23 protein-coding genes are annotated in these 23,966 nt (G+C 47.5%); 19 read left to right on the top strand and 4 right to left on the bottom strand.

What is annotated here, in order from left to right; translation table 11 throughout:
* Nucleotides 1-4 precede the first annotated feature (4 nt).
* Nucleotides 5-403, top strand: coding sequence for a fluoride efflux transporter CrcB (crcB, locus tag MHB82_RS23600; RefSeq protein WP_341176006.1), 399 nt, complete (start codon nt 5-7; stop codon nt 401-403).
* Nucleotides 400-759 carry a fluoride efflux transporter CrcB gene (crcB, locus tag MHB82_RS23595; protein WP_127538635.1) on the top strand — a complete coding sequence of 120 codons (360 nt, stop codon included), beginning with the start codon at nt 400-402 and terminating at the stop codon, nt 757-759. Before crcB (MHB82_RS23600) ends, crcB (MHB82_RS23595) begins: the two co-directional genes overlap by 4 nt.
* 132 nt (nt 760-891) lie before the next feature.
* Here crcB (MHB82_RS23595) and mnmA read toward each other — a convergent pair whose 3' ends face one another.
* Nucleotides 892-2,016, bottom strand: coding sequence for a tRNA 2-thiouridine(34) synthase MnmA (mnmA, locus tag MHB82_RS23590; RefSeq protein WP_341176005.1), 1,125 nt, complete (start codon nt 2,014-2,016; stop codon nt 892-894).
* Between the two features lie 154 nt (nt 2,017-2,170).
* On the opposite strand from mnmA, the gene MHB82_RS23585 reads away from it, so the two are divergent.
* From MHB82_RS23585 to MHB82_RS23510, 16 genes are all read left to right on the top strand, one after another.
* Nucleotides 2,171-2,299, top strand: coding sequence for a hypothetical protein (locus tag MHB82_RS23585; protein WP_341176004.1), 129 nt, complete (start codon nt 2,171-2,173; stop codon nt 2,297-2,299).
* Between the two features lie 33 nt (nt 2,300-2,332).
* Nucleotides 2,333-2,752, top strand: coding sequence for a cysteine metabolism transcriptional regulator CymR (gene cymR / locus MHB82_RS23580; RefSeq protein ID WP_076287765.1), 420 nt, complete (start codon nt 2,333-2,335; stop codon nt 2,750-2,752).
* Between the two features lie 125 nt (nt 2,753-2,877).
* Complete coding sequence (locus MHB82_RS23575; protein ID WP_095359786.1) at nt 2,878-4,029, top strand: cysteine desulfurase family protein; 1,152 nt, start codon at nt 2,878-2,880, stop codon at nt 4,027-4,029.
* A 165-nt stretch (nt 4,030-4,194) separates the two neighbouring features.
* Nucleotides 4,195-4,716, top strand: a complete 522-nt coding sequence (locus tag MHB82_RS23570) for a PRC-barrel domain-containing protein (protein WP_095289518.1) — start codon at nt 4,195-4,197, stop codon at nt 4,714-4,716.
* 10 nt (nt 4,717-4,726) lie between these two features.
* Complete coding sequence (locus tag MHB82_RS23565; RefSeq protein ID WP_095289519.1) at nt 4,727-4,936, top strand: hypothetical protein; 210 nt, start codon at nt 4,727-4,729, stop codon at nt 4,934-4,936.
* Nucleotides 4,937-5,211: 275 nt separating this feature from the next.
* The gene (locus tag MHB82_RS23560) at nt 5,212-6,279 is read left to right on the top strand and encodes an AI-2E family transporter (RefSeq protein ID WP_095289520.1); all 1,068 of its coding nucleotides are present in this window, start codon (nt 5,212-5,214) and stop codon (nt 6,277-6,279) included.
* 433 nt (nt 6,280-6,712) lie between these two features.
* A complete protein-coding gene (alaS, locus tag MHB82_RS23555) occupies nt 6,713-9,331 on the top strand; it encodes an alanine--tRNA ligase (RefSeq protein ID WP_341176003.1) in 2,619 nt (872 codons plus the stop codon).
* Nucleotides 9,332-9,463: 132 nt separating this feature from the next.
* On the top strand, nt 9,464-9,724 hold the full coding sequence (locus MHB82_RS23550) for an IreB family regulatory phosphoprotein (protein WP_024633073.1): 261 nt from the start codon (nt 9,464-9,466) through the stop codon (nt 9,722-9,724).
* A gap of 126 nt (nt 9,725-9,850) precedes the next feature.
* Nucleotides 9,851-10,267: a Holliday junction resolvase RuvX gene (gene ruvX / locus MHB82_RS23545; RefSeq protein ID WP_095289522.1), complete on the top strand. Its 417-nt coding sequence runs from the start codon at nt 9,851-9,853 to the stop codon at nt 10,265-10,267.
* Between the two features lie 12 nt (nt 10,268-10,279).
* A complete protein-coding gene (locus MHB82_RS23540; protein ID WP_095289523.1) occupies nt 10,280-10,579 on the top strand; it encodes a DUF1292 domain-containing protein in 300 nt (99 codons plus the stop codon).
* Nucleotides 10,580-10,894 carry a DUF1292 domain-containing protein gene (locus MHB82_RS23535; protein ID WP_095289524.1) on the top strand — a complete coding sequence of 105 codons (315 nt, stop codon included), beginning with the start codon at nt 10,580-10,582 and terminating at the stop codon, nt 10,892-10,894.
* Between the two features lie 75 nt (nt 10,895-10,969).
* Nucleotides 10,970-12,010: an endolytic transglycosylase MltG gene (gene mltG, locus MHB82_RS23530; protein WP_341176002.1), complete on the top strand. Its 1,041-nt coding sequence runs from the start codon at nt 10,970-10,972 to the stop codon at nt 12,008-12,010.
* A gap of 15 nt (nt 12,011-12,025) precedes the next feature.
* Nucleotides 12,026-12,955, top strand: coding sequence for a peptidase U32 family protein (locus tag MHB82_RS23525; protein WP_341176001.1), 930 nt, complete (start codon nt 12,026-12,028; stop codon nt 12,953-12,955).
* 17 nt (nt 12,956-12,972) lie between these two features.
* Entirely contained in the window at nt 12,973-14,301 is a 1,329-nt protein-coding gene (locus tag MHB82_RS23520) for a peptidase U32 family protein (protein WP_110822898.1), read from the top strand.
* A 228-nt stretch (nt 14,302-14,529) separates the two neighbouring features.
* Nucleotides 14,530-16,770: a methyl-accepting chemotaxis protein gene (locus MHB82_RS23515; RefSeq protein WP_255247932.1), complete on the top strand. Its 2,241-nt coding sequence runs from the start codon at nt 14,530-14,532 to the stop codon at nt 16,768-16,770.
* Between the two features lie 132 nt (nt 16,771-16,902).
* Nucleotides 16,903-18,711 carry a peptidoglycan D,D-transpeptidase FtsI family protein gene (locus tag MHB82_RS23510; RefSeq protein WP_341176000.1) on the top strand — a complete coding sequence of 603 codons (1,809 nt, stop codon included), beginning with the start codon at nt 16,903-16,905 and terminating at the stop codon, nt 18,709-18,711.
* Here MHB82_RS23510 and MHB82_RS23505 read toward each other — a convergent pair.
* Nucleotides 18,690-19,886 (bottom strand): AI-2E family transporter, encoded by a 1,197-nt coding sequence (locus MHB82_RS23505; protein WP_341175999.1) that lies wholly within the window; start codon nt 19,884-19,886, stop codon nt 18,690-18,692. The two genes, MHB82_RS23510 and MHB82_RS23505, sit on opposite strands and share 22 nt — an antisense overlap.
* A gap of 171 nt (nt 19,887-20,057) precedes the next feature.
* On the opposite strand from MHB82_RS23505, the gene MHB82_RS23500 reads away from it, so the two are divergent.
* Complete coding sequence (locus MHB82_RS23500; protein ID WP_341175998.1) at nt 20,058-21,482, top strand: polysaccharide deacetylase family protein; 1,425 nt, start codon at nt 20,058-20,060, stop codon at nt 21,480-21,482.
* 135 nt (nt 21,483-21,617) lie between these two features.
* On the opposite strand, the gene ilvD is transcribed toward MHB82_RS23500, so the two are convergent.
* Both ilvD and MHB82_RS23490 read right to left on the bottom strand, forming a co-directional pair.
* Entirely contained in the window at nt 21,618-23,303 is a 1,686-nt protein-coding gene (gene ilvD / locus MHB82_RS23495; RefSeq protein ID WP_095289529.1) for a dihydroxy-acid dehydratase, read from the bottom strand.
* 311 nt (nt 23,304-23,614) lie between these two features.
* Complete coding sequence (locus tag MHB82_RS23490) at nt 23,615-23,866, bottom strand: KGG domain-containing protein (RefSeq protein WP_095289530.1); 252 nt, start codon at nt 23,864-23,866, stop codon at nt 23,615-23,617.
* Nucleotides 23,867-23,966: the final 100 nt, after the last annotated feature.

Here is a 23,966-nt window from a genome sequence, read left to right as displayed (position 1 = left end):
CAACATGAAAGAGCTTCTGTATATAGGCGCTGGCGGATTTCTGGGTACACTGACCCGATATGCCATTCAATTGGGGATACCAACTGCCAATGTGGGCTTTCCTTGGGCAGTGCTGCTGATTAACGCGATTGGCAGCCTGTTTTTAGGCTGGTTCTTTACCATCGCCGTCCCGGACAAAATAACACCACAACTTCGTCTTGCGATAGGTACCGGATTTACAGGTGCATTTACTACGTTTTCTACGTTTACGCTGGATATTGTCCGCCTATCCGAGAACGGCATGTGGACGAAGGCCGTAATTTATATCGTGGCGAGTTTGCTCGCGGGTTTGCTGCTCTGTACGTTGGGAATCCGGCTTGGACAGTTTATGCGGGGTAAATCGTCACAGGATGGTGCAGCATGATGATCTGGATTGGACTTGCAGGTACTTTAGGGGCCATACTTCGTTACAGTCTGGGGCGATGGATCTCAGGAAAATTGGGTACAGCTATCCCATGGGGGACCTGGATCATTAATATCAGTGGTTCTCTGCTGCTGGGCTTGTTATATGGATGGCATCAATCGGAGATGATCTCGGATGGACTTTGGGTTGTTTGGGGCACCGGATTTTGTGGAGCCTATACAACGTTCTCGACCTTCGGGTATGAAACGATTCAATTGCTCACCATGAAACGTTATCCATCAGCTATTCTATATGTAGTAAGTTCCGTTTTACTGGGTGTAGCTGCCTCCTTTGCTGGCGTTTGGTTCACGGCATAACTAAAAATTTTAAATGTTTTTACAGGAAAAAGCAGGAAAAAAGCCATCCTTCATGGTATACATGAAAGATGGCTTTTATGATGGGAATACAGGGTATTCCACATCATCTATACATATTGGAGGCTTTCCTGATTATTGCAAAGCTGGTACAGGTACTTTTTGAACCTGATCAATCGTGCCACCGCCGAGACAAACATCACCATCATAGAATACAACAGCTTGTCCCGGGGTAATCGCTTTTTGTTGTTGATCGAACTGTACATCGACGCTTCCGTCTTCCTGCCAAGTCAGAGTGACGCCTTGGTCCGGCTGACGATAACGGAATTTGGCGGTGCAGCGGAAAGGTACGTTAGGCACTTGGTCAGCACCAGCAATCCAGTTAACGCCAGTTGCCGTCAAACCTGTTGAGTACAGACTCGCGTGCGCATCGCCTTGAACCACAAGCAGCTGATTTTTCTCCAGATCCTTATCGGCCACGAACCATGGTTCACCATTGCCGGAACCGCCAATACCCAGACCTTGGCGCTGTCCGAGGGTGTAATACATCAGTCCGTCATGACGGCCTTTTACTTCACCCGTTACAATATCAACCATGTCTCCGCCTTTCGCAGGAAGGTAGTTGCTCAGGAATTCCTTGAAGTTGCGCTCGCCAATAAAGCATACGCCTGTGCTGTCTTTTTTCTTAGCCGTGTACAGACCTGCCGCTTCAGCAATCTTCCGTACTTCCGGTTTAGGAAGATGGCCGATCGGGAACATCGCTTTGGACAGCTGGTTCTGGCTTAGTGCATTAAGGAAGTAGGTTTGGTCCTTGTTGCTATCCATGCCACGCAGCAGTTTGAACGTGCCGTCTTCTTCGATAAGGCGAGCATAGTGCCCTGTGGCAACGTAGTCTGCGCCCAAATCAAGCGCCTTGTTCAGGAATTCGCCAAACTTGATCTCGCGATTGCACATGACATCTGGATTTGGAGTCCGACCTGACTTATATTCATCAAGGAAATAGGTAAATACTTTATCAAAGTACTCTTTCTCGAAGTTGACAGTGTAATAAGGAATGCCGATCTGTTCACAAACCCGGCGAACGTCCTCTGAATCTTCTTCAGCGGTACAGTGGCCGAACTCGTCCGTGTCATCCCAGTTTTTCATAAAAATGCCGATGACATCGTATCCCTGCTCCTTCAGCAGCAAGGCGGTAACGGAAGAATCGACACCTCCGGACATGCCAACGACGACCCGAGTATTCTCAATTGTTTTGGACATCGTTATCACCATTTCTATATATAAATGTGTTTCGTTTCTATTCTAGCATAACCGGACTCAAGTTACGATACACCCGGCCAATTTTGGATAGTGTCCACTCCAGGCGCACAATTTGGAATATCGTCAATCTTTCTTTTCCATAAAGCTTGCAGATATGTTAACATTAGCTGAGGGTTATGATCGGAATACGGAGGATTACGTGCTTGAGATCTGTATTATTCATATCCCGCTGTGGCGGATCATGAATAATACGGTCTTGCATCACGCCAAGTATATAGTGTAATTGTTTTTCTGAAAATTGAAAGAGGTGACTCCTTTGAAAATATCGACAAAAGGCCGTTATGGGCTAACTATCATGATGGAGCTGGCAGCCAGAACTGGCGAAGGCCCTACATCCCTTAAAAGCATCGCGGAGCGCAACCAGCTCTCGGAACATTATCTGGAGCAGCTAATCGCACCGTTACGCAATGCCGGACTCGTCAAGAGTATCCGTGGAGCATATGGTGGATATATTTTGGCAGGAGATCCTGCGACAGTAACTGCAGGTGACGTGATTCGTGTTCTGGAGGGGCCGATCTCCCCAGTAGACTTCACCGAGGAAGATGACCCAGCCAAACGGGATCTGTGGCTGCGCATTCGTGACAGCATTGCAGAGGTGCTGGATTCTACAACGCTCAAAGACCTGATTACATTCCAAGATCAGGAACAAAAAGACAGCTACATGTTCTACATCTAATCAAGGTTGATTATGGAACATTCAGCCATACACTAAAGCCCCCATTATGGGGGCTTTAGCCATGCAAAGCAACATTTTATACTAATAAATCAAATGGAATTTCAACATATAACGGGGTGAATTCAATGAACAGAATTTATTTGGACCACGCTGCATCCACTCCCATGCATCCACAGGTAGCGGAAGCGATGATGAAAGTCATGACTGGCCAATATGGCAATGCTTCGAGCATACATTCTTTTGGACGGGATGCGAAGCGGACGGTTAGCGGAGCAAGGGACAGTATTGCGGCTTCCTTGGACTGTTTCCCGGATGAACTCGTATTTACGAGTGGTGGCACGGAAAGTGATAATCTGGCAATCTTTGGTGCCGTTTCTGCACGAAAAGAGCAGGGGAAACACGTGATTACAACGGTGATCGAACATCATGCGGTTCTTCACAGCTGCCAGGAGCTTGAACGTCAAGGTTATGAAGTTACCTATCTGCCTGTAGATGAGCATGGAAGAATAAGTTTGGATGAGCTTCAAGAGGCTATTCGGCCGGATACGGTACTGATTACGATGATGTTTGCCAATAACGAGGTAGGAACGATTCAGCCCATCCGCGAAATAGGGGAGCTGGCACGGAAGCATCAGATTTTATTTCATACCGACGCAGTGCAGGCTCTGGGCACCCAAAACATCTCTTGTAAAGATCTACCGGTTGACTTGATCAGTTTCTCTGCGCATAAAATTAATGGGCCCCAAGGTGTAGGGGCACTTTATGTGCGTCGTGGCATCGTACTGGAAGCCAAATCCCATGGAGGGCTGCAAGAGCGTCAGCGCCGAGCAGGTACGGAGAATATCGCAGGAATTGCCGGATTTGCAGAGGCTCTCAACATTGCGACAGCGCAAGCAGAGACGCATCGTCAGCATGATCTGGAATTACGGAAGCTACTGTTAAAACAGCTGGAAATCCATGTGGGCAAAGCCCATTTTCATGTGAACGGTCATCCCGAATATACGCTGCCCAACATTCTGAATATCAGTTTTCCTGAGGTATCTACAGAAACCATGTTAATGAATCTGGATATGGAAGGCATCGCGGTTGCGAGCGGTTCTGCATGTACATCAGGCTCTCTCGAGGTATCTCATGTACTCAAAGCAATGATGCTGCCGGAGGCATTTTTGCATTCAGCGATTCGTTTTAGCTGGGGATTGGGTAATACTACGGAAGAAATCATGAAAACCGCCGAAAAAATTGGAACCATTCTTGAACGATTGCGTAATAGACCCTAAGGGGCTCTTTTGCACATGGAACAAAAGGAGGGAAGAAGTTCCATTTCATCGGTTAGATAGAAGCGGTTTTGATGATCGGCGTCTGATTGCCACTCATCAACTTTGGGCATACCTAGCAATAGCGCCGCGCCTATTTAATGATAAGAAGATGAGGAGGACCCTGCGATGAAGCTTCAGGAAATGATCGGACTAGCCGTTTTTGATGTCGAGGACGGAAAACAGGTCGGTAAGATCCAGGATTTCATTGTTAGTGACGATTGGAAAATTGAAGGCATTGAACTTGAGAACAAAGGCCTGTTTACCAATCATGTCAAAATCGTGCAGTGGCAAGACATTGTTGCCTACGGCGAAGATGCCGTCATGATCCGCAATCAACAGGCTGTCCGCAAGACGGGAGCCGACGACATAAAACACACGTATCTTCTTGGCCAGTCTAAATTGAAAGAGATGTCCGTGCTGACCGAGGAAGGTTTGCTGCTTGGACGAGTCTCCGATGTTTATTTTGACCAAGAGTTGGGAAATACAATAATAGGGATTGAAATTACGGACGGTTTTGTGTCCGATCTGATCGAGGGCCGTAAATGGCTGCCATGTACAAGCGATATGTCTATCGGGGAAAGTGCCATTATGGTACCTCCACTGAGTGAACAGCGCTTGGAAAATGCCATTCATTCTGTTAATGGATAGGTGAATGTATATGAAATGTCCAAATTGTAGTTCCAAAGATATCGGGAAAATTGGTTCCCACCAGTTCTATTGCTGGGGTTGCTTTATTGAACTGAACGTAAACGGTGAGAAAATGTCTGTATATCAAGTTGAAGAAGATGGAACGCTCAGCTCGCTTGACGATCTATTCTTCGGGGAAGAGCTGCCACAGGACTTCCCGCACTTGCACGCATCTTCTTAAAATGCGAGTGAAACTTCCTCTATATGCGGTTTTGTGACAATGAACGTCACGGACCATGTCGCAAAGCGACGACAGATGTGTATAGATGACAGTTACATAGCAGTCTGTCCAGCCTGCATTAATGTATGCTGGGGCAGGTCTCAACATGCGTCTCCTTCCTTAGTGAAGGGGGCGCTTTTTCGTTTTCTTCTTTTCCACATCTGTGCCGGGTTAATAAATATTCCCTTTCCTACATATACTGACTCTCAGAGCCAGTCCAAAGGGGAGAGATGCAAGTGGAGCAATTAACCAAAAACAAGCTGTTCCGTTATGCCATCTGGCTGCTGCTCGGCTTGATTATTCTATATTTTATATGGCTGTTAAGACCCTTGCTGCTTCATATATACGGATTCCTGAAAACCGTTCTGGCACCGTTTATCGTGGCCCTCATTATTTCCTATGTGCTTAATCCCATTGTAAGTATGTTGGGCGGACGGAAGGTGCCACGCTCCATCGCTGTTTTGCTGATCTATGCTTTTTTTCTCACTTGTATCGGCGTCATACTCATGAATGTCATTCCGGTACTGATTGAACAGCTTGAAGAACTGAACGAGCATATGCCTGAATTGTCGATGCGCGCGCAGAGCCTAATGAACAGCATGGATCATAAATTGATGCCACCAAGTGTACGCACAGGCATGAACAGCTGGTTCTTCCAGATGGAAGATCGTCTTACCCAAGGCATAACGATGCTGATGGACAATATCGGAGCCACGATCAATGTGCTGTTTAACGTATTTATTGTGCCGTTTCTCATTTTCTATATGTTAAAAGACTTTGAGGTGTTCGAACGCACGGTCGTTGCATATCTGCCGCGATCTCGCCGCAAAGCCATCGTTTCGGTCATGAAGGAGATTGATACGGCACTCGGTAATTATATTCGGGGTCAGTTCATCGTCTGTGTGATTGTTGGCATCTTCGCCTATATCGGTTATGTGATTATTGATATGCCTTACGCGCTGCTGCTGGCAAGCATTGTGGCCGTATTTAATATTGTGCCATACCTAGGGCCTTTCCTTGGTGCGGCGCCAGCTGTAGTCATGGCTTCAACCGTATCTGTTAAAATGGTCCTCCTAGTGGTCATCGTAAACACGTTATGTCAGGTACTGGAGAGCAACGTCATCTCCCCGCAAGTTGTAGGGCGGACCCTGCATCTACATCCGTTGTCGATTATTTTTGCACTGCTAGTAGGTGGAGAACTGGCTGGTATTGTAGGTCTTATTTTGGCGGTGCCAGTTTTTGCGGTTCTGAAAGTCATCGTGCAGCACTTTTTTGCCTACTACATCAAGCGAAGGACGGATTAAGGGCCCAAGGGTGAGGTGTCCTGGGGGTACATTGACACTCGCATGGCGTACCGATATAATGAAGTCACATGTTTTAAAAAAATGAAATCGATGATGAAATGAAGTACGCCGGGGGTTCCTTTCCTCAGAGAATAGACTTCTTCGGATCAGATTCAGATCTGACCGATGGCTGGAAGAGTCTTGAAAGTTGAAGCGGCGGAAAGCTGATTTCGGAGTGCAGGACAACCCTGCCGGGCGCGACCGTTATTCGCATCAACGAGGAGATTGCTGATTGACCCGTAACAAGGGACAGGTAGCAATAACCAGGGTGGTACCGCGATAACATCGTCCCTGATATTTCAGGGGCGTTTTTTGTGTTTGTTTTTACAAAAGCAATGTTTACCAACCGGGGCAAATCGCACCGGACCATTATAATTAATTGGGGGCAGTCCGTATGAAAGCCAGTGAAATCCGTTCCAAATGGATAGAGTTTTTTGCAAGTAAAGGTCACAAAATCGAGCCAAGCGCATCGCTCGTACCTCACAACGATCCATCCCTTTTGTGGATCAATGCGGGGATGGCGCCGCTTAAGCCGTATTTTGACGGACGTGAGAAACCGGAGAATCCGCGTCTTGCGAACTCCCAAAAATGTATTCGTACCAACGATATCGAGAATGTCGGCAAAACACGCCGTCACCATACGTTCTTCGAAATGCTGGGTAACTTCTCCATTGGAGATTACTTCAAAGAAGAAACCATTACTTGGGCATGGGAATTCCTAACGAGCAAGGAATGGATCGGATTCGATCCAGAGCGTCTGTCGGTAACGGTTTATCCGGAAGACGAAGAGGCTTTCAAACTGTGGAACGAAAAAGTGGGATTGCCGGCAGAACGCATCATCAAACTGGATGAGAACTTCTGGGATATCGGTGAAGGTCCATGCGGACCTTGTACCGAAATATTTTATGACCGCGGTGAAGCCTACGGCAATGACATGAACGATCCGGAAATGTACCCAGGCGGGGAAAACGAACGTTATCTTGAAGTATGGAACCTGGTATTCTCCCAGTTCAATCACAACAAGGACGGCAGCTATACACCGCTTCCTAACAAAAACATTGATACAGGTGCTGGTTTGGAACGTTTTGCGTCCATTCTGCAGAACGTGGATTCCAACTTTGACACAGACCTGTTCCAACCGATGATTCAAAGAACAGCGGCACTTGCCGGTGTGAAATACAACGACAGCGTTGAAATTGATGTAGCGCTGAAAGTTATTGCTGACCATATCCGTACCGTTGCTTTTGCAGTAGGCGATGGCGTTCTGCCAAGTAATGAAGGACGTGGATACGTTATCCGCCGCTTGCTGCGCCGTGCTGTACGCTACGGAAAGGTTCTCGGATTGGACCGTCCATTCCTCTATGAACTGACAACAACAGTCGGTGAAGTCATGGGCGTATACTACCCAGAGGTGGTAGACAAGCAAGAATTTATCGCCAAGGTTATCAAAACCGAAGAAGAACGGTTCCACGAAACACTTAGTGACGGATTGGCGATTTTGGCCGACATCAGTTCTGCTGCTAAATCCGAAGGTCGTACGGTGATCAGTGGTCCGGAAGCATTCAAATTGTATGACACATATGGCTTCCCGTTTGACCTTACAGAAGATTATGCTGCAGAGCATGGCTTGACTGTTGATCGTGAAGGTTTCGATGCATCCATGCAAGAACAACGTGATCGTGCACGTGCAGGCCGTCAGGAAAGCGAAAGCATGAAGGTTCAAGGCGGACCACTTGCTGATCTGGAGGTTAAAAGCGAGTTTGTTGGTTATACTGACCTGTTGACGGAAGCAAAAGTGGTTGCCATCGTTGCAGGCGATGCCCTTGTCGACTCAGTAAGCGAGGGACAAACCTGTCAGGTGATCCTGGGCAAAACTCCGTTCTATGCAGAGAGTGGCGGACAAGTCAGCGATCAGGGCTTGCTGCGCGGAGCAGGCGTTACTGCCAAAGTACAAGGGCTGTTCAAAGCTCCGCAAGGACAGCACGTACACATGGTAAGCGTAGAGTCGGGCGAATTGCGTGTAGGTGATGTGATTCAAGCGGAAGTGGATGCGTCCAAGCGCGGAGATATTATCAAAAACCATACAGCTACCCATTTGCTGCACAAAGCGCTTAAGGATGTGCTGGGCACGCATGTCAATCAGGCAGGTTCCCTTGTGGAGCCACAGCGCCTGCGGTTTGACTTCTCTCACTTCGGCAGCATTACGCCGGAAGAATTGACAGAGATTGAACGTCAGGTGAATGAGCAGATCTGGAATCGCCTGAATGTAAACATTGAATTGAAGGCCATTGATGAAGCCAAAGAAATGGGCGCTATGGCATTGTTCGGTGAAAAATATGGAGATATTGTACGTGTCGTACAAATCGGTGACTACAGTTTGGAACTTTGTGGCGGCTGTCACGTAAACAATACATCGGAGATTGGCATGTTTAAACTTGTCAGCGAGAGCGGCATTGGTTCCGGTGTACGCCGGATCGAGGCTGTAACAGGTCGTGGTGCGTACCTCTTCGTTGAAAGTCAACTGGAGCTGCTCAAGCAATCCGCAGCCCTGCTCAAAGCCAATGTTGCAGATGTGCCTAAACGGATCGAAGGTCTGAACCAACAGCTAAAAGAAGCTGCGAGAGAAACAGAATCGCTGCAAAGTAAGCTGAGTGCCATGGAAGCAGGCTCGTTGACGGATCAAGTGGTACAGGTAGGAGATACACAAGTACTCGCAGCCCGCGTGGACGCGCCGAACATGGATGCTCTGCGTACCGTTGCCGACGAATTGAAAGTGAAGCTGCCTGATGCTGTGCTCGTTCTGGGTGCTCCTGCAGATGGCAAAGTGAACTTCGTGGTTGCTGTTCCTGCTGAGAAAGTGAAGCAAGGTCTTCATGCCGGTAAAATCGTCAAGGAAGTTGCAGCAGTATGCGGCGGTGGCGGCGGCGGACGTCCAGACATGGCACAAGCCGGAGGCAAGGATGCGTCCAAGCTGGATGAAGCGCTGAAACTGGCCGTTTCACTCATTGGTTAATAACGGACAAGCAAAAAACACAATTGCGTTCTCCTTTGTTTACTCGTGGCAGTCAGAATATGTTATTATATAAGCAGAAATCAATTCGGCAGGACATGGTCCCCATGTTCATGCAGGAGCGAGGTGTCATCAATGGACTCCATGGATAAGACGGTTAAATTTAATGTGAAAGCTGACGAGCAGGAAGCATCCTCGAAAGAGATTCTTCTTACGGTGTATGATGCACTGGTGGATAAGGAGTATAATCCAATCAACCAGATTGTCGGGTATCTGATTTCGGGAGACCCTGCATACATTCCTCGTCATAACAACGCACGCAGTCTGGTCCGGAAGAAGGAGCGCGACGAGCTGATTGAAGAGCTTGTACGCTCTTATCTGGCCAATCACCGGTAATGTATACCGCTTCCGCTGTGATGCAGCCATGCCTGCAGCGGGAAATGAACCGACAGAAGACAGCCTGAAGCTTGAGGAGGGAAGAAACTTATCTTCCCGCACGGGCTTGAGGATGGGAGAGCATGGATGAAAATATTAGGTTTGGACTATGGGGACCGAAGAATCGGAGTTGCCGTCAGTGACGCCTTCGGTTGGACTGCCCAGGGATTAGAAGTGCTTGAACGCCGCCGGGATGAAGGTGAGTTCGGTCGCATTGCTGAACTTGTGCGTGAGCACGAAATCAGCGAGATCGTTGTCGGGCTCCCCAAAAACATGAACGGCACCGTAGGGCCGCGTGGTGAAATTTGCATTGCTTTTGCCGAACGCCTGCGGGGCGAACTGAATTTACCTGTTCACCTTTGGGATGAACGGCTGACAACCATGGCAGCAGAACGAACGCTGATTGAAGCGGATGTCAGTCGGAAAAAACGCAAGCAGGTTGTGGACAAAATGGCCGCAAGCTTGATTTTGCAAAATTATTTGGATGCGAACAGTAAAAGGTGAGGGGGATCAACAATGGCTGAAGATCGACTGGGTATGGAAGAAGAATCGGAGATTATTTACATCGCGGATGACGAGGGCAATGAAGAAGAATTTGAAGTCATCATGAAGTTTGAAGTGGATGGGTCGGAGGCCAAGTATATGATGGTTGCTCCAGTTGAACCTGAAGATGGCGAAACGGATGTATATGCATTCCGTTACGAAGAAGATGGCGACGATATTAAACTTTTCGTCATCCAAGATGATGCCGAATGGGATATTGTCGAGGAGACGTTTAATACATTTTTAGCTGAAGATGAAGAGGAAGCGAACTAAATGACGGAATATAGCCGCAAAGACCTGAAATGGACAGATTCACTGCGTCTGGCATTCGGTGCTCATGTTGAGCTCGAGGAAGAGAACGGTAAATCGCAACCGTATGATTTGTTGGCTGAATTTGAAGTGCATGGTCAACAGTACGCGGTACTCCGCAGTTCATTGCGTCCTTATGACGAGGTTGAACTTCTGCGGGTATTGCCGGGAAGCGAAGACCAGATCATGCCGGAGTTAGTTACGATTGATGATGACGATGAATGGGAGAACATCTCGGAATTGTACGACGAGTGTACCCTCCCTATTGACGAAGATTAACCAGCTTCAAATTGAAGAAACCGGAAGGGCGGAGAAGTCCGCTCTTTTTGGTTGTGTAAAGGAGTTGTGTCTTTTTTGAAAGGGAAAGTCATACTAGTCGTTCTGCTGATCATTGTGATTGCAGCTGGAGGAGCGGGTGCTGCGGTCTGGAACATGATGCGTCCCGTTGCAACTTCGGCAGATCCAGTCGTATTCGAGATCAAAAGCGGATCAGGGACATCCCAAATTGCCGATCAGCTGGAACAAGAGGGGCTGATTCGAAGTGGTTTAGCCTTTAAGGGATACTTGAAATGGAAGAAACAAGGATCGAGTTTTATGGCAGGTACATATTCGATGAATCCTGGCGTGTCATACGATGAGATTATTAGCAAGCTGAACAGCGGTGAAGTGGTACCCGAAGAAATGGTGAAATTTACGATTCCTGAAGGATATACCGTGCTGCAAATGGCGGATAAATTAGCTGCAGAAGGTGTTGTAGATCGTGAGGAATTCATCAAGCTGGCGAATGATCCGTCTTCCTTCGATGTCGATATCATTAAGGACATTCCTGTGGACGAAGAACTTCGTTACGTCTTGGAGGGATACTTGTTCCCTGAAACCTATGAGCTCAAAAAGGGCAGCTCCACCCATGACGTCATGCAGCGAATGCTTGAAGAATTTCAGACCAAAATCAATACCATACCGGATCTGGAATCCAAACTGAATGCACGAAATCTCTCTTTGCATGAGCTGCTTACGATCGCTTCCCTTGTGGAGCGAGAAGTTGTGGTGGATGAGGAACGTGCGCTGGTTGCAGGCGTTATTGATAACCGGATCAAGCAGGACATGAAGCTGGAGATTGATGCGACCGTTCAATATTTGCTGGACAAGCCCAAGGCACGATTATTGTTCAAAGACTTGAAGGTGAAGAGTCCATACAATTCGTATCTCAACAAGGGACTGCCGCCAGGGCCGATTGCAAGCCCGAGTTTGGAATCCATTGAGGCTGCTCTGGCACCGGAAGCTTCAGACTACCTGTTCTATGTTACGAAGAAGGATGGTTCATCCGGGCACCTGTTTGCCAAAACGTATAAGGAACATCAGCAAAATATAGCCAAAAGTAAGGCTGCGCAATAAGCGGAGGGGATGTATATGAGTAAGAAACATGAACTGCTGGTTACGGCAGCAAATGTAAATGAAGCAGAAGTACTGCTACAGGCCGGAGCAGATGCCTTATTAATTGGGGATGATCGCTTCGGCATGCGTTTACCTGGCAGTTTCACTGTGGAAGAGACAGCAGAAGTGGTTGCCCTTGCTGCCAAACATCAGGCTCGTGTCTATGTATCCATGAATAACTTGATGTCCAACGAGCTGTTGAAGGAGCTCCCTGAGTATGTTGAGGCTCTGGGCAGCATTGGGGTTCATGCCGTAGAATTTAACGATCCATCCGTGCTGGCTGCGATTAAGGAGTATGCTCCCCATATTCAGCTGCACTGGAATGCGGAGATGACTTCAACGAACTATGCAACCGCCAACTATTGGGGCAATAAAGGTGCCAGTCGTGTTGTACTCGCCAGAGAGCTGAATATGGATGAGCTGACGGAGATGGTTCCTTTTCTAAAAGTTGAAGCTCAGGTCCAGGTGCATGGCATGACGAATATTTATCATTCCAAACGCAGTCTGGTTCAAAGCTATATGGCTCATCAGGGGCGCCCGGTAGAGGGACACCTTGGTAAAGAACGCGGGTTATTTCTGATTGAGGCAGAACGCCGGGATGAGAAATTCCCGATTTATGAAGATGTCAATGGTACGCACATTATGAGCTCTGAAGATATTTGCATTTTGGAGGATCTACATCTGTTGATGGAGGCAGGTGTTCATAGCTTCAAGATTGAAGGTATTCTCAAACCGCTAGTTTATAATGAGGCTGTTGTCCGGGCATACCGGAAGGCTATTGATTGTTATGCAGCAGATGCGGATGCATATGCTTTTTCGGATGAGTGGCTGGATGAGGTCCGCCAATTGCAGGATCCTGAACGGGAGCTGTCATTTGGCTTTTTCTACAAAGAACAGGTGTATTAATAGACGAGGTGAACGAAATGGAAACAGTGGCGGTACAGCGGAAGTTCTCGGGTAAACGTAACCGTCTGGATAAACCGGAGCTTCTTGCTCCGGCGGGTAATCTGGAAAAGCTCAAATTTGCGATTCATTACGGCGCTGACGCTGTGTATATTGGCGGACAGGCCTATGGACTTCGTTCCAATGCGGACAACTTCAGCTTTGAAGAAATGCGTGAAGGTGTGGAATTTGCGAGTAAATACGGCGCCAAAGTATTTGTGGCTACCAATATCTATGCACACAATGAAGACATTGAGGGCATTGAGGCATATTTGCAAAACTTGTACAATGCGGGTATCGCGGCCGTGATCGTGGCGGACCCAGCAATTATTGAAGTCGCTCAGCGTGCAGTACCCGGCCTTGAGGTGCACCTAAGTACACAGCAGTCCACACTGAACTGGCAAGCCGTGAAGTTTTGGAAAGACGAGGGGCTTCCGCGTGTGGTTCTGGGGCGCGAAACCAGCTTCGAGGAGATCGAAGAGATTAAGGCGAATGTCGATATCGAGATTGAAGCCTTCATTCATGGAGCAATGTGTTCCTCCTATTCCGGACGCTGTGTACTCTCCAATCACTTTACAGATCGGGATTCCAACCGTGGGGGCTGCTGCCAATCCTGCCGCTGGAAGTATGATTTGTTTGAGGATGCCAGAGAAGACGCGGTGTGGGTAAGCGAGGAAGAAATGCAGATGCAGGCTCCGGCACCTTTCAAGCTGGGTGAGAACCAGCTGCCCCTGTTTCAGGAACAGGATAATTCGTTCTCCATGGGATCCAAAGATCTGTGCATGATCGGCCATATTCCCGAATTGATTGATGTGGGCGTGGATAGCTTCAAAATTGAAGGTCGCATGAAGTCGATCCACTATGTGGCTACTGTCGTGAACGTATATCGTCAAGCGATCGATGCTTACATGGCTGATCCGGAAAACTATGTGTTGAAGCCGGAATGGGTCGAAGAGATGAATAAGGCTGCCAACCGTCCGTTAAACACCGGATTTTTCTACGATACACCGGACCATGAGGATCACATCTACGAGCCGGAAGAAAAAGCTGTACCTTATGATTTCGCCGGATTGGTTATGGACTACGATGCAGCTACAGGAATGGCCACCATTCAGCAGCGGAATCATTTCAAGCCTGGACAAGAGATCGAATTTTTCGGTCCAAACGGCACCTTTTTCAAACAGGTTGTAAGTGAAATTCAGGATGAAGAAGGCAATGTATTGGATGCAGCACGACACCCATTGCAGTTGATCAAAATGAAGGTAGACCAGCCTGTATCTTATTTTGATATGATGAGAAAAAAGAAATAGGTTAAATGGCCTATCAACAACAAAATTGTGTTATGAATTAACAATATGTTGTTATGAATCTAACGATTTAGCCCTCCGTATATCGGTATATGGGGGGCTTTTTTTTATAGGAAAATAGGAAAAAAGTTGCAAAATATTTTTTAAAAACAAAAGGGGAAAGGGGAAAACTGTCGAATATTACATATTTATAGGGGAGAGAAAGAAAACAACTAGCAAAATGGCAGGTGAATGGGATTGGTTCAAAAGAAGCAGAAGGACAGTGGGGAAAAGGTGAAGAAACCAGTGAAGGAAAAAAAACCGAGAGAGCAAAAGTTTAAGAAATTGAGCTTCTTCAAAAGCAAGACGGAAAAACCATCGAACAAGAAGCCATTTAAGCTGGATTGGAAAAAGATCCAGTGGAATAAGATGGGAGGGACAACGTTAACTCAGGTCAGGAAGGCTAATCCGGTTAAATCGGTAGGGGTCAAACTATTCTTAATCTTTTTTGCGGGGATTATGATTTTTGTTATTAGTTTGGGTCTATTATCCTACTCGAAAGCCAAAAACACCATTGAGGAAAATGCCTCCCGGGCAAACCAGGAAACAATTGATCAAACCAAAGAAAAAATGGATATCATTCTGGAGCGTTTTGTGGATACATCAACCCAGATCTTCTTTGATCCGGAAATGCAATCCTTGTTGCAAAACATGTCTAATAAGGACCTGACAGCGTATGATATGTTCATCAATTCAAGCTCCATCAATAAACAGCTATCCAATGTTGCTTTTACAAATAAATCTATGGAAGCGATTTATTTGGTACCAACGGATGAAAACAAGTCCACCATGGGAACGGGCAGCAGCAGCTCTTCCATGGGTAATATTCGCAGCGAAGCTTGGTATAACGAAATTGTACAGTCCGGCGGATATCGCTGGCTTCCAACAGAAATTAAAGAAGACGGAAGTGCACCAACGTTCCGAATTGCCCGGTCCATGAAAAACCTGCAGGGGACGAATCAGTCCTATGTCTTGGTCATTGAGTTGAAACTGGAAGTTTTGGAGGAACAGTTGAAATCGCTTAATCTGGGAGAGGGAGCTGTAATTCAGCTCATTGCTCCGGATAAAAAAGTGGTTGCCTCAACGATTGCTGACCGCACAGGTAAGGAGACAGAACTCGCTTTTTATGGTGATTTGACTGAAAAGACAGGCAGTACCAATGCAGAGTATGCGGTTGATGGGAAATCAACCGATATGCTTGTAGTTTACAGCACGATGGAAACGTCAGATTGGAAGTTGATTGGAATGGTACCTACTTCCATGCTGGTTAAGGATGCTAAAGGCATTTTGACACTGACGTTGTGGATGGCATTGGTTGATGCAGCAATTGCAGTATTGATTGGGGTATGGATGGTACGCATGATTGCCCGTCCGCTGGGCAGATTGAAAGACCTCATGCAGGAAGGTGCCAAAGGAAATCTGAAGGTACGTACACCATTTACCTCCAAAGATGAGATTGGTCAATTGTCAGCCGCCTTCAATCTGATGATGGAACAGATCACGAAGCTGGTTGAGCAAACGAATCGTTCCGCACAAGAGGTGCTGGATACCGCTTCCGAGCTAAGCAATGCATCCAAGAAGACAGCTATTTCTGCATCGGAGATTGCAGTGGCAACGGAAGAGATTGCAGGTGGTGCCAGCAGCCTGGCTACGGAAGCCGAGCGTGGCAATGAATTGACTGATAATATCTCACGTCAGATGCAGAGCGTTGTTGCCGCGAATGAGGAAATGGGGCAATCCGCCCGTCATGTCGAGCAGTCCAGTGAGACAGGAACGCAGCACTTGAATCAGTTAATGACGAAGACACAGAAGACCGAAGAGATGATCGGTGCTCTGGTGAACAAGGTGGACTCCCTGAAAGAGAGTACATCTTCCGTTCTGAAAGTTCTGGATGTGCTCCAGAATATTACGAAACAGACGAATATTCTGTCACTGAATGCCACCATTGAAGCGGCACGTGCTGGTGCAGCCGGACGCGGATTCATGGTTGTTGCTGGTGAGGTTCGTCAACTCGCCGAGCAATCCAGACAGTCCATTGACATGGTGGGCGAGATTACTGATAAAATCATGCATGAGATGAACGAGACGGTAGCCGCATTGTCCAATGTCAATCCTTTATTCCGGGAGCAAATGGATGCCGTTAAAGATACCAATGTGATCTTTGCTTCGGTTCAAGAGCAGATGGGAGCATTTGTAGAGAAGCTGGGTATGGTAACGGACTCCATCGGGGATCTGAGCAAGTCTCAAGGTACATTGTCTGAGGCGATGAGTAATGTAAGCGCAGTTGCCGAGGAATCCTCTGCAACCTCTGAAGAAGTGGCTTCCTTGAGCAGCGAGCAGCAGAATATCAGCAACCAGTTGGTGAACTTGTCCGACAAGCTGGAGAATGTATCCACTGAACTGAAGAATACGCTGTCACGCTTTACGGTGTAACCAATTACTAAAAGCGTGAAATCTTCAACAAACCTGTTCCGTTTCTGGAGCAGGTTTGTTGTTGTTTTCCGGATAATTCCAGATGCGAAGAAGCATACTATTCAGAAAAAGGGAGAGGAGGGATAAGGAAGCATGCATTTACAACTAAAAAGAAGAATTTATATTGGTTGTGTCTTCCTGACCGTTATTTTTGCAATCCTTATTCTTCGTCTCGGGTGGATTCAGATGGTTCAGGTAAATCGAGTCATGCCGGGATTCCAGCGAACGGTTCGTGAGATGTCTGTTTTGCAGCGTGAACGGGGCGTTATGCTTGATTCAGGCCGAGGACAAATCACAGACCGTAAGGGAAAATCACTGACAGGAAGCCTGCAGTGGGGAGTTGTGCTTTTTCCGCACTCTGGACATAGGCATGTCCAATCCGTGATGAATACGACAAACATCAGATTGAAGCGGCTGGCAGCCATACTACATACGGATACAACACACCTCATTAAAGAGTGGGAGCAGGGAGACACCCCTCATTTCTGGACAGCAGGCACGCATCAACCGATGGTATTGGACAAGGCCCAACTAGCGAAACTTCAGGAATTCGAAGGAGATGGAGCCAGCGTATACCCCGTGATGTCACGTTATGACAAGGGTCGTACAGGAAGGCAATGGTTAGGTTACCTGGCTGAACAACCTGAAGTTCTGAGCGTGAGAGATCAACATACAGTTGAAGTGAAACAACCTTTTGCGCTGAAGTCGGGTGCAGCTGGACTGGAAAGGACGCTTGATCCCCTATTGATAGGCATGGGACCAACCTTGCTGACTCGAATGGTTACTGGCACAGGAGAGGTTATTCCCGAATACGAACCAAGGGTAATTGCCCCGAGAAATAGTCACTATCCTTTAAAGGTAGAGACCACAGTCGATTCAGACATACAGCAAGGAGTAGAACAGATTGCAGAGGAAGCGGGTATGGAAGAGGGGGCGATCGTTGTATTGGATACGGCAAATGCAGATGTACGTGGAATGGTCTCAGTTCCATTTTATGATCCGCTGCATGTGGATCCGGCCAACTCCTCCTGGGCGAATCGGGCTGTGCAGAGTGCTGTCCCCGGATCGATATTCAAAATGGTTACGGCAGCAGCAGCTCTGGAATCACAAGCTGTTTCAACCAAAGAAACCTTTCATTGTGGCGGAGAATGGGGAAAGTATGGGTTATCCTGCTGGAAAGAACATGGACATGGTGATCTGAAGCTGGAACAGGGCTTCGCTGAGTCCTGTAATATTGTTTTTGCCGAAACAGCCCGCCGCCTCAGTATGGAGCAGTTGGAGCGAACTGCCAATGCTTTGGGCTTGGCACGGACGATCGGCTGGGAGAAGAAGGATGTGGCCGGAATGCCGGTGCTGCGTCATTTTGATCACGAAGATGCTGGGCGGGTACGTACAACAACAGTCTCATCTGAGGATGAAGGAGCCCGGGTACAGACAGCCATTGGTCAGCGAGATACCCGCGTATCCCCGTTACAGGCGGCGAATCTCATTGTGACCCTGCTTCATGATGGGCGTGTTCATGCGCCGCGGCTTGTTCAGCGTATCCGATATGCTGATGGTGATGTGATGCTTGAAATGCCCCCGCAGCACTCGCCTTCGGAAGCCGGTCAGATCTCTCCCGCAACCTCTCATCAGCTTCTGAGATGGATGCGTAAGGTTGTAACGGATGGAACCGGAAAAACCCTGCAGCATGCACGGTGGCACGTTGCAGGGAAGTCGGGTACCGCCCAGGTGGAGCAGAAAGGACGGAAACGTAATAATCAATGGTTTATCGGGTATGGCCCGGTAGAGAAGCCTCGATATGCAGTAGCAGTTTTGGTCCAGAATGTAACACCAGGCGGCCACCACCAGGCTACAGATATCTTTCGCCGTGTGATGGATTACTTGGCCGAATCTTCCTGATCTGCAGTCTGTGTTGAAGCTTCGGTAGATGATTCCGTGTTCACGCTCGCGGCTTCACCCACAGGCGTATCCATGACTAAAGGAGAAGAATCGAATTCATCCTTGGGCAGATGTATCCATCGCTGTAAATAGCCTTGCTGCAACAACTCTTTTAACAGGATCAGCAGCACTGGTGATAGTACAACTCCGGCAAGGCCGAATATGGAGAGTGAGATCAGCATAAATGAAAGCATCAGGTATGCGGAAGACACTCCGATCGAGTTGCCGGATATTTTCGGTTCAAGCAGCTGGCGTGTCAGCATAGTAATCACGAGAACGACGACTAGACCAATGGCCAAGCTGCTGTTCCCTATGATAAACAGATAGACAATCCATGGGATAAATATAACCGGAACCCCAAGAAGAGGCACGAGATCAAATACCGCACAGACTGCAGCGATCGTAAAGGCATTATTGGTTCCAAGAATGAGCAGTCCAACATAGATCAATACAAAGGTGATTAGCATCATGATCATCTGTGCCTTCAAGTACGAACGAATGGTTTTGAAGACATGGTTGCGCATAAAAGCCATAGCGAGCTTCAATGTTTTCGGTGTCTTGGCACGGGCAAACTTGCGCCAGGATTCAATCTCGATACTGAGAAAGAAGGCAAGAATGATTGCAATCCCAAAGTTTGTGATAAATGATGAAAATGAACTGAGAAATCCAATAATGAATTGTGCGCCACTGGTCACCCAGTTGGACAGGAAACCGGTAAGTGTTGCAAAATAATCGTTTATCTTCTCAATAATACCAGGAGGAAGTGCGTTCCACTTGTCCTGAAGAAAGTAGGCGAGATTGGTGAACTCGCTCTGCAGCAGCTCTACGTATCGAGGGAAGTTATCCTGCAGATTGGATATTTGAGAGATAATAATCAGACCCACGCCAAAAAAGGCAGCAACAATCAGTGCAAGAAAAAGCAAAACGGATATCGCCGCTCCCAGTGTTTTGGGCAGTCCTCGGCGATGCAAAAAACGGGCCAGTGGTTCAATCATCCAGTATACGATAAATGAAAGAAACACAGGTGCAGCCAATTGATACAATCGGCTAAAGCCATACATGACCAAATATACAGTTAACACAAGTAAAGCGATGTCAAAAACAGTACGTCCATATTTTCTATAAAGGGGTAACATGGGCAGGGCTCCTTCATCCGTCATTCATTCCATTTATTGTACACGATTGACTTGTTTTTTGGAAAACAGGATTCAAGAAAAGTTTAAATTGTGATAAAATTAAAGGCGATTTATTTTCCATAGTACATGGATGGGAGAAGTCATTCAGCAAGAGAAGTGGGGAATCAGAGCATGACAAATTTATTTCAGAGCCTATTTTTATGGGCATTGTACATTTCATCTTTTTACGCCTTTATACCAAGTTTGATCAGCAGACTCTTTGGGTTGCGCGTGTTCAGGCGTGGTAAAAGCGATACACAGTTTGCGTTAACATTCGATGATGGTCCAGATCCGGTATATACGCCAAGGTTGCTCCGATTACTGAAGCAATACGATGCCAAGGCGACTTTTTTTGTGGTTGGGGAGCATGCGGCAAGTCACCCGGAGCTTATCCAGCACATTCATGAGCAAGGACATCTGATCGGAATCCATAACTACATCCACAAAACAAACTGGTTAATGCGGCCGCGTACGGTTAAAAATCAGATACAGCGAACAGGCCAGATTATTGAGGAAGTCACGGGGGTAAGAACCTGTTTTTACCGTCCGCCTTGGGGGATCATGAACCTGTTTGATTTTTTCAGCAGAAAGGATCGCCAGATTGTCCTGTGGTCTTCCATGTTCGAGGATTGGAGAAGTCGTGTCGGAGCGAAGAAACTGACAGAACGCATGTTGAAAGAGCTCAGAGGCGGAGAAGTCATGCTGCTGCATGACCGGGGTACCACGATCGGGGCTGACGCACATGCACCTGAACAGATGCTTCAGGCCTTGGAAGTGGTACTGCAAGAGGCCGAGCGGCAGGGATTGCAAAGTGTACGCATCGATACCTTGATGGGAGGAGGCATTACAGTGAGTGAATCTCAAAAAACGAGTCCAGCTCAGACCGTATTATCCCCATGGAAACGAATTGTGGTTGCTTTATGGCTTGGCTGGGAGAAGTTGTTCCACTGGGTGTACCATCTGCGCACGGCTTCGCCGGAAGACCCGATGCTTCATTATCGATCCCGTGTATACCACGGTGCGTTGGTTGAAATGAGCGAGGGGCAAGTCATCCGAAACGGCGACCCGGTTATTGAACTTCATTTTGATAATAAAAAATTATTCGAGCTCGGGATAACCTCGCGCTCAAGTATGCATCTGGCCATTCGTATGATTCGGGCCATGGAACAGCAGCTTCCCGATCTGGCTCGGCAGATTGCATCGGAACCGGAACTCCGTTCTGCCAAAGCAGTGTACGGTGTAAGTATGATTAATCGGGGACCTGAGAAATTCGGATTCACCGTTAAGGATCTGCCGCCTGGGCCTTTCAGTTCGGCTTCCAAGGTGTATCTCAGTCTATTGCTCAGCGTAATTCATCCTTCAGGAACCAAGCGTCTGAAACAGCGATCCGAACAATTGGTCCCGAAAATGATTGCTATGCCGCTGGGTGTATTAATGGAGCGTTACGGACAACATGCCCTTGTAGCTGCAACGACGGAACAGATGCAAACAGATCTGGTGGAGACTGAAGCGGATGTCCTGGCCGGTGCTGAGCTGAACAACACACCAACCGTTTAATAAACGGGGTATTATTCATATCTAATTCGATTGCATGTAAATCAATGCAAAAAGGGTTGCTCCCTTGCCATTACTGGCAGAGGAGCAACCCTTTTTATTTTGTATTTTGCTTCAGATAGCAAAACAAATGAAAAATTAAATTTTCAAAACCCCACCGTTACTTGCATTGGTAACGAGTTTGGAATAGCGAGCCAGCAAGCCTGTTTTTACTTTCGGCTCGAAGCCTTTCCAACCTGCGCGGCGACGTTCAAACTCTTCATCGCTGATGTGCAGCTCGATGATGCGGTTGTTCAGATCCAGCTCAATGATATCTCCTTCTTCAACAAAAGCGATTGGACCGCCTTCTGCTGCTTCCGGAGAGATGTGGCCGATACTGATACCGCGGGATGCACCAGAGAAACGTCCGTCTGTGATCAGACCGACTTTGGCACCAAGTCCCATACCTACGATCTGGGAAGTTGGAGCGAGCATCTCAGGCATACCTGGTCCGCCTTTTGGTCCTTCGTATCGGATAACGACAACGTGTCCTTCTTTTACTTTGCCGTTCGCGATGCCTTCGAGTGCTTCTTCCTGTGAATCGAAGCAGATTGCAGGACCTTTGTGGTAACCGCCAACCGAAGCATCAACCGCACCGACTTTGATAATCGCACCTTCCGGTGCAAGGTTACCAAACAATACGGCAAGGCCACCTCTTTCGGAATGCGGGTTATCCAGCTTGTGGATGACATTCGTATCCTGAATCTCTTGTCCCTCTACGTTCTCACGGATCGTTTTACCTGTTACGGTAATACAATCAGCGTGGATCGCACCTGGTTTCTTCAGCAATTCGTTCAAAACTGCACTTACGCCGCCGGCATTGTGTACATCTTCGATATGCAGGTCGGATGCAGGTGCAAGCTTCGCCAGGTGAGGTACACGGTTAGCCACTTCATTGATGCGCTCGATTGGATAATCGATGCCTGCTTCATGAGCGAGAGCCAAAGTGTGCAGTACAGTGTTGGTTGAACCACCCATAGCCATATCCAGTGCGAAGGCGTTGTCGATCGCTTCAACCGTAACGATATCGCGTGGTTTCAGATCCAATTTGATGAGTTCCATCAATTGTTTCGCGGATTGTTTAACAAACTCACGACGCTCAGGAGCTACAGCCAAAATGGTACCGTTACCTGGCATAGCCAGTCCCATCGCTTCAGCCAGACAGTTCATCGAGTTTGCTGTGAACATACCGGAGCAAGAACCACAAGTTGGGCAACCGAACTGTTCAAGCTCGAGCAAGCTCTTATCGTCGATTTTACCAGCCTGGAATGCACCTACGCCTTCAAATACGGAAGTCAGGGACAGGGCCTTACCATTGCTGTCACGACCTGCTTTCATTGGGCCACCACTTACAAATACAGTTGGGATATTGCAGCGGAGTGCACCCATCATCATGCCTGGCGTGATTTTATCACAGTTCGGGATACAGACCATGCCGTCGAACCAGTGTGCTGATACAACCGTTTCCACGGAATCCGCGATAATATCACGGCTTGGCAGTGAGTAACGCATACCAATGTGTCCCATGGCAATTCCGTCATCTACTCCGATGGTGTTGAATTCGAATGGAACGCCGCCCGCTTCACGAATAGCATCCTTTACGATTTTACCAAATTCCTGCAGGTGAACGTGGCCCGGCACGATATCAATGTAAGAGTTACATACAGCGATAAACGGCTTGCCGAAGTCCTCTTCTTTAACGCCCGCTGCGCGGAGCAGACTCCGGTGTGGTGCACGGTCAAAACCTTTTTTGATCATATCGGAACGCATCTTATTGGCTGACATGGTGTATTTCCCCCCAAATATATAATATTGAGCAACATGAATGGAAATATAAATGGCAGTACATCTGTCGTTTAATTTCATCCGTACTCTAAAAAATAACCGACGTGGTCGGCTTCGAGCTTCCCGTAGTTTATGAAGTTCTTTGCTGCTTTAAACCCGTGAACAACCCGGTTTTTTATAGAGTCTATCACAACCGTCGTCATATTTCTACAATCAATAGAAAGAAGCCGTCTCTCATTTCCATGGAGTTCGGCTTTCTTAACAGCAATATAACGTTTCGTTATTATTCGGGTAAGATTCGGTGCAATAGGCTAGTTGCTTCCGCCTTTGCGTCCGATCTCACGATAGAATTCTTTGGTATGCGTTTCGGAGGTTGCTTCGCCACCTTTGCGGCCAATTTCCTTGTAAAAATCGGAATCATGAGCATCGGAGGTCGCTTCTCCACCTTTTTTGCCTATCATTTGGTAGAAGCTGCGGTCATGATTTTTGGAGGTGGCTCTGCCACCCAATCGGCCTGCTTCCTCACGACTCATCTTTTGTCCAGCTGTCTGTGAACGTGCCATTACAAATCACTCCTTAAGGGATAAGTTGTTTTTTGTAGCGCGTATCCCTACTTACCACGTTGCTTCCAGCCTGAAACAAGCCGTTACGACAGAAGGTAAT

This window comes from Paenibacillus sp. FSL K6-2862, assembly GCF_038005125.1.
Taxonomy (GTDB): Bacteria; Bacillota; Bacilli; order Paenibacillales; family Paenibacillaceae; genus Paenibacillus; species Paenibacillus illinoisensis_A.
This window is presented reverse-complemented; position numbering and strand designations above follow the sequence as displayed.

Excerpts from the sequence above, each read along its gene's own strand:
- MHB82_RS23520 (WP_110822898.1), top strand. The coding sequence starts at position 12,973 with ATGGAAACAGTGGCGGTACAGCGGAAGTTCTCGGGTAAACGTAACCGT.
- ilvD (WP_095289529.1), bottom strand. The coding sequence starts at position 23,303 with ATGTCAGCCAATAAGATGCGTTCCGATATGATCAAAAAAGGTTTTGAC.
- MHB82_RS23505 (WP_341175999.1), bottom strand. The coding sequence starts at position 19,886 with ATGTTACCCCTTTATAGAAAATATGGACGTACTGTTTTTGACATCGCT.
- MHB82_RS23535 (WP_095289524.1), top strand. The coding sequence starts at position 10,580 with ATGACGGAATATAGCCGCAAAGACCTGAAATGGACAGATTCACTGCGT.
- MHB82_RS23540 (WP_095289523.1), top strand. The coding sequence starts at position 10,280 with ATGGCTGAAGATCGACTGGGTATGGAAGAAGAATCGGAGATTATTTAC.
- MHB82_RS23585 (WP_341176004.1), top strand. The coding sequence starts at position 2,171 with ATGTTAACATTAGCTGAGGGTTATGATCGGAATACGGAGGATTACGTG.
- MHB82_RS23515 (WP_255247932.1), top strand. The coding sequence starts at position 14,530 with ATGGGATTGGTTCAAAAGAAGCAGAAGGACAGTGGGGAAAAGGTGAAG.
- MHB82_RS23550 (WP_024633073.1), top strand. The coding sequence starts at position 9,464 with ATGGACTCCATGGATAAGACGGTTAAATTTAATGTGAAAGCTGACGAG.
- MHB82_RS23510 (WP_341176000.1), top strand. The coding sequence starts at position 16,903 with ATGCATTTACAACTAAAAAGAAGAATTTATATTGGTTGTGTCTTCCTG.
- MHB82_RS23525 (WP_341176001.1), top strand. The coding sequence starts at position 12,026 with ATGAGTAAGAAACATGAACTGCTGGTTACGGCAGCAAATGTAAATGAA.
- alaS (WP_341176003.1), top strand. The coding sequence starts at position 6,713 with ATGAAAGCCAGTGAAATCCGTTCCAAATGGATAGAGTTTTTTGCAAGT.
- MHB82_RS23570 (WP_095289518.1), top strand. The coding sequence starts at position 4,195 with ATGAAGCTTCAGGAAATGATCGGACTAGCCGTTTTTGATGTCGAGGAC.
- MHB82_RS23500 (WP_341175998.1), top strand. The coding sequence starts at position 20,058 with ATGACAAATTTATTTCAGAGCCTATTTTTATGGGCATTGTACATTTCA.
- crcB (WP_341176006.1), top strand. The coding sequence starts at position 5 with ATGAAAGAGCTTCTGTATATAGGCGCTGGCGGATTTCTGGGTACACTG.
- crcB (WP_127538635.1), top strand. The coding sequence starts at position 400 with ATGATGATCTGGATTGGACTTGCAGGTACTTTAGGGGCCATACTTCGT.
- MHB82_RS23565 (WP_095289519.1), top strand. The coding sequence starts at position 4,727 with ATGAAATGTCCAAATTGTAGTTCCAAAGATATCGGGAAAATTGGTTCC.
- ruvX (WP_095289522.1), top strand. The coding sequence starts at position 9,851 with ATGAAAATATTAGGTTTGGACTATGGGGACCGAAGAATCGGAGTTGCC.
- mnmA (WP_341176005.1), bottom strand. The coding sequence starts at position 2,016 with ATGTCCAAAACAATTGAGAATACTCGGGTCGTCGTTGGCATGTCCGGA.
- MHB82_RS23490 (WP_095289530.1), bottom strand. The coding sequence starts at position 23,866 with ATGGCACGTTCACAGACAGCTGGACAAAAGATGAGTCGTGAGGAAGCA.
- MHB82_RS23575 (WP_095359786.1), top strand. The coding sequence starts at position 2,878 with ATGAACAGAATTTATTTGGACCACGCTGCATCCACTCCCATGCATCCA.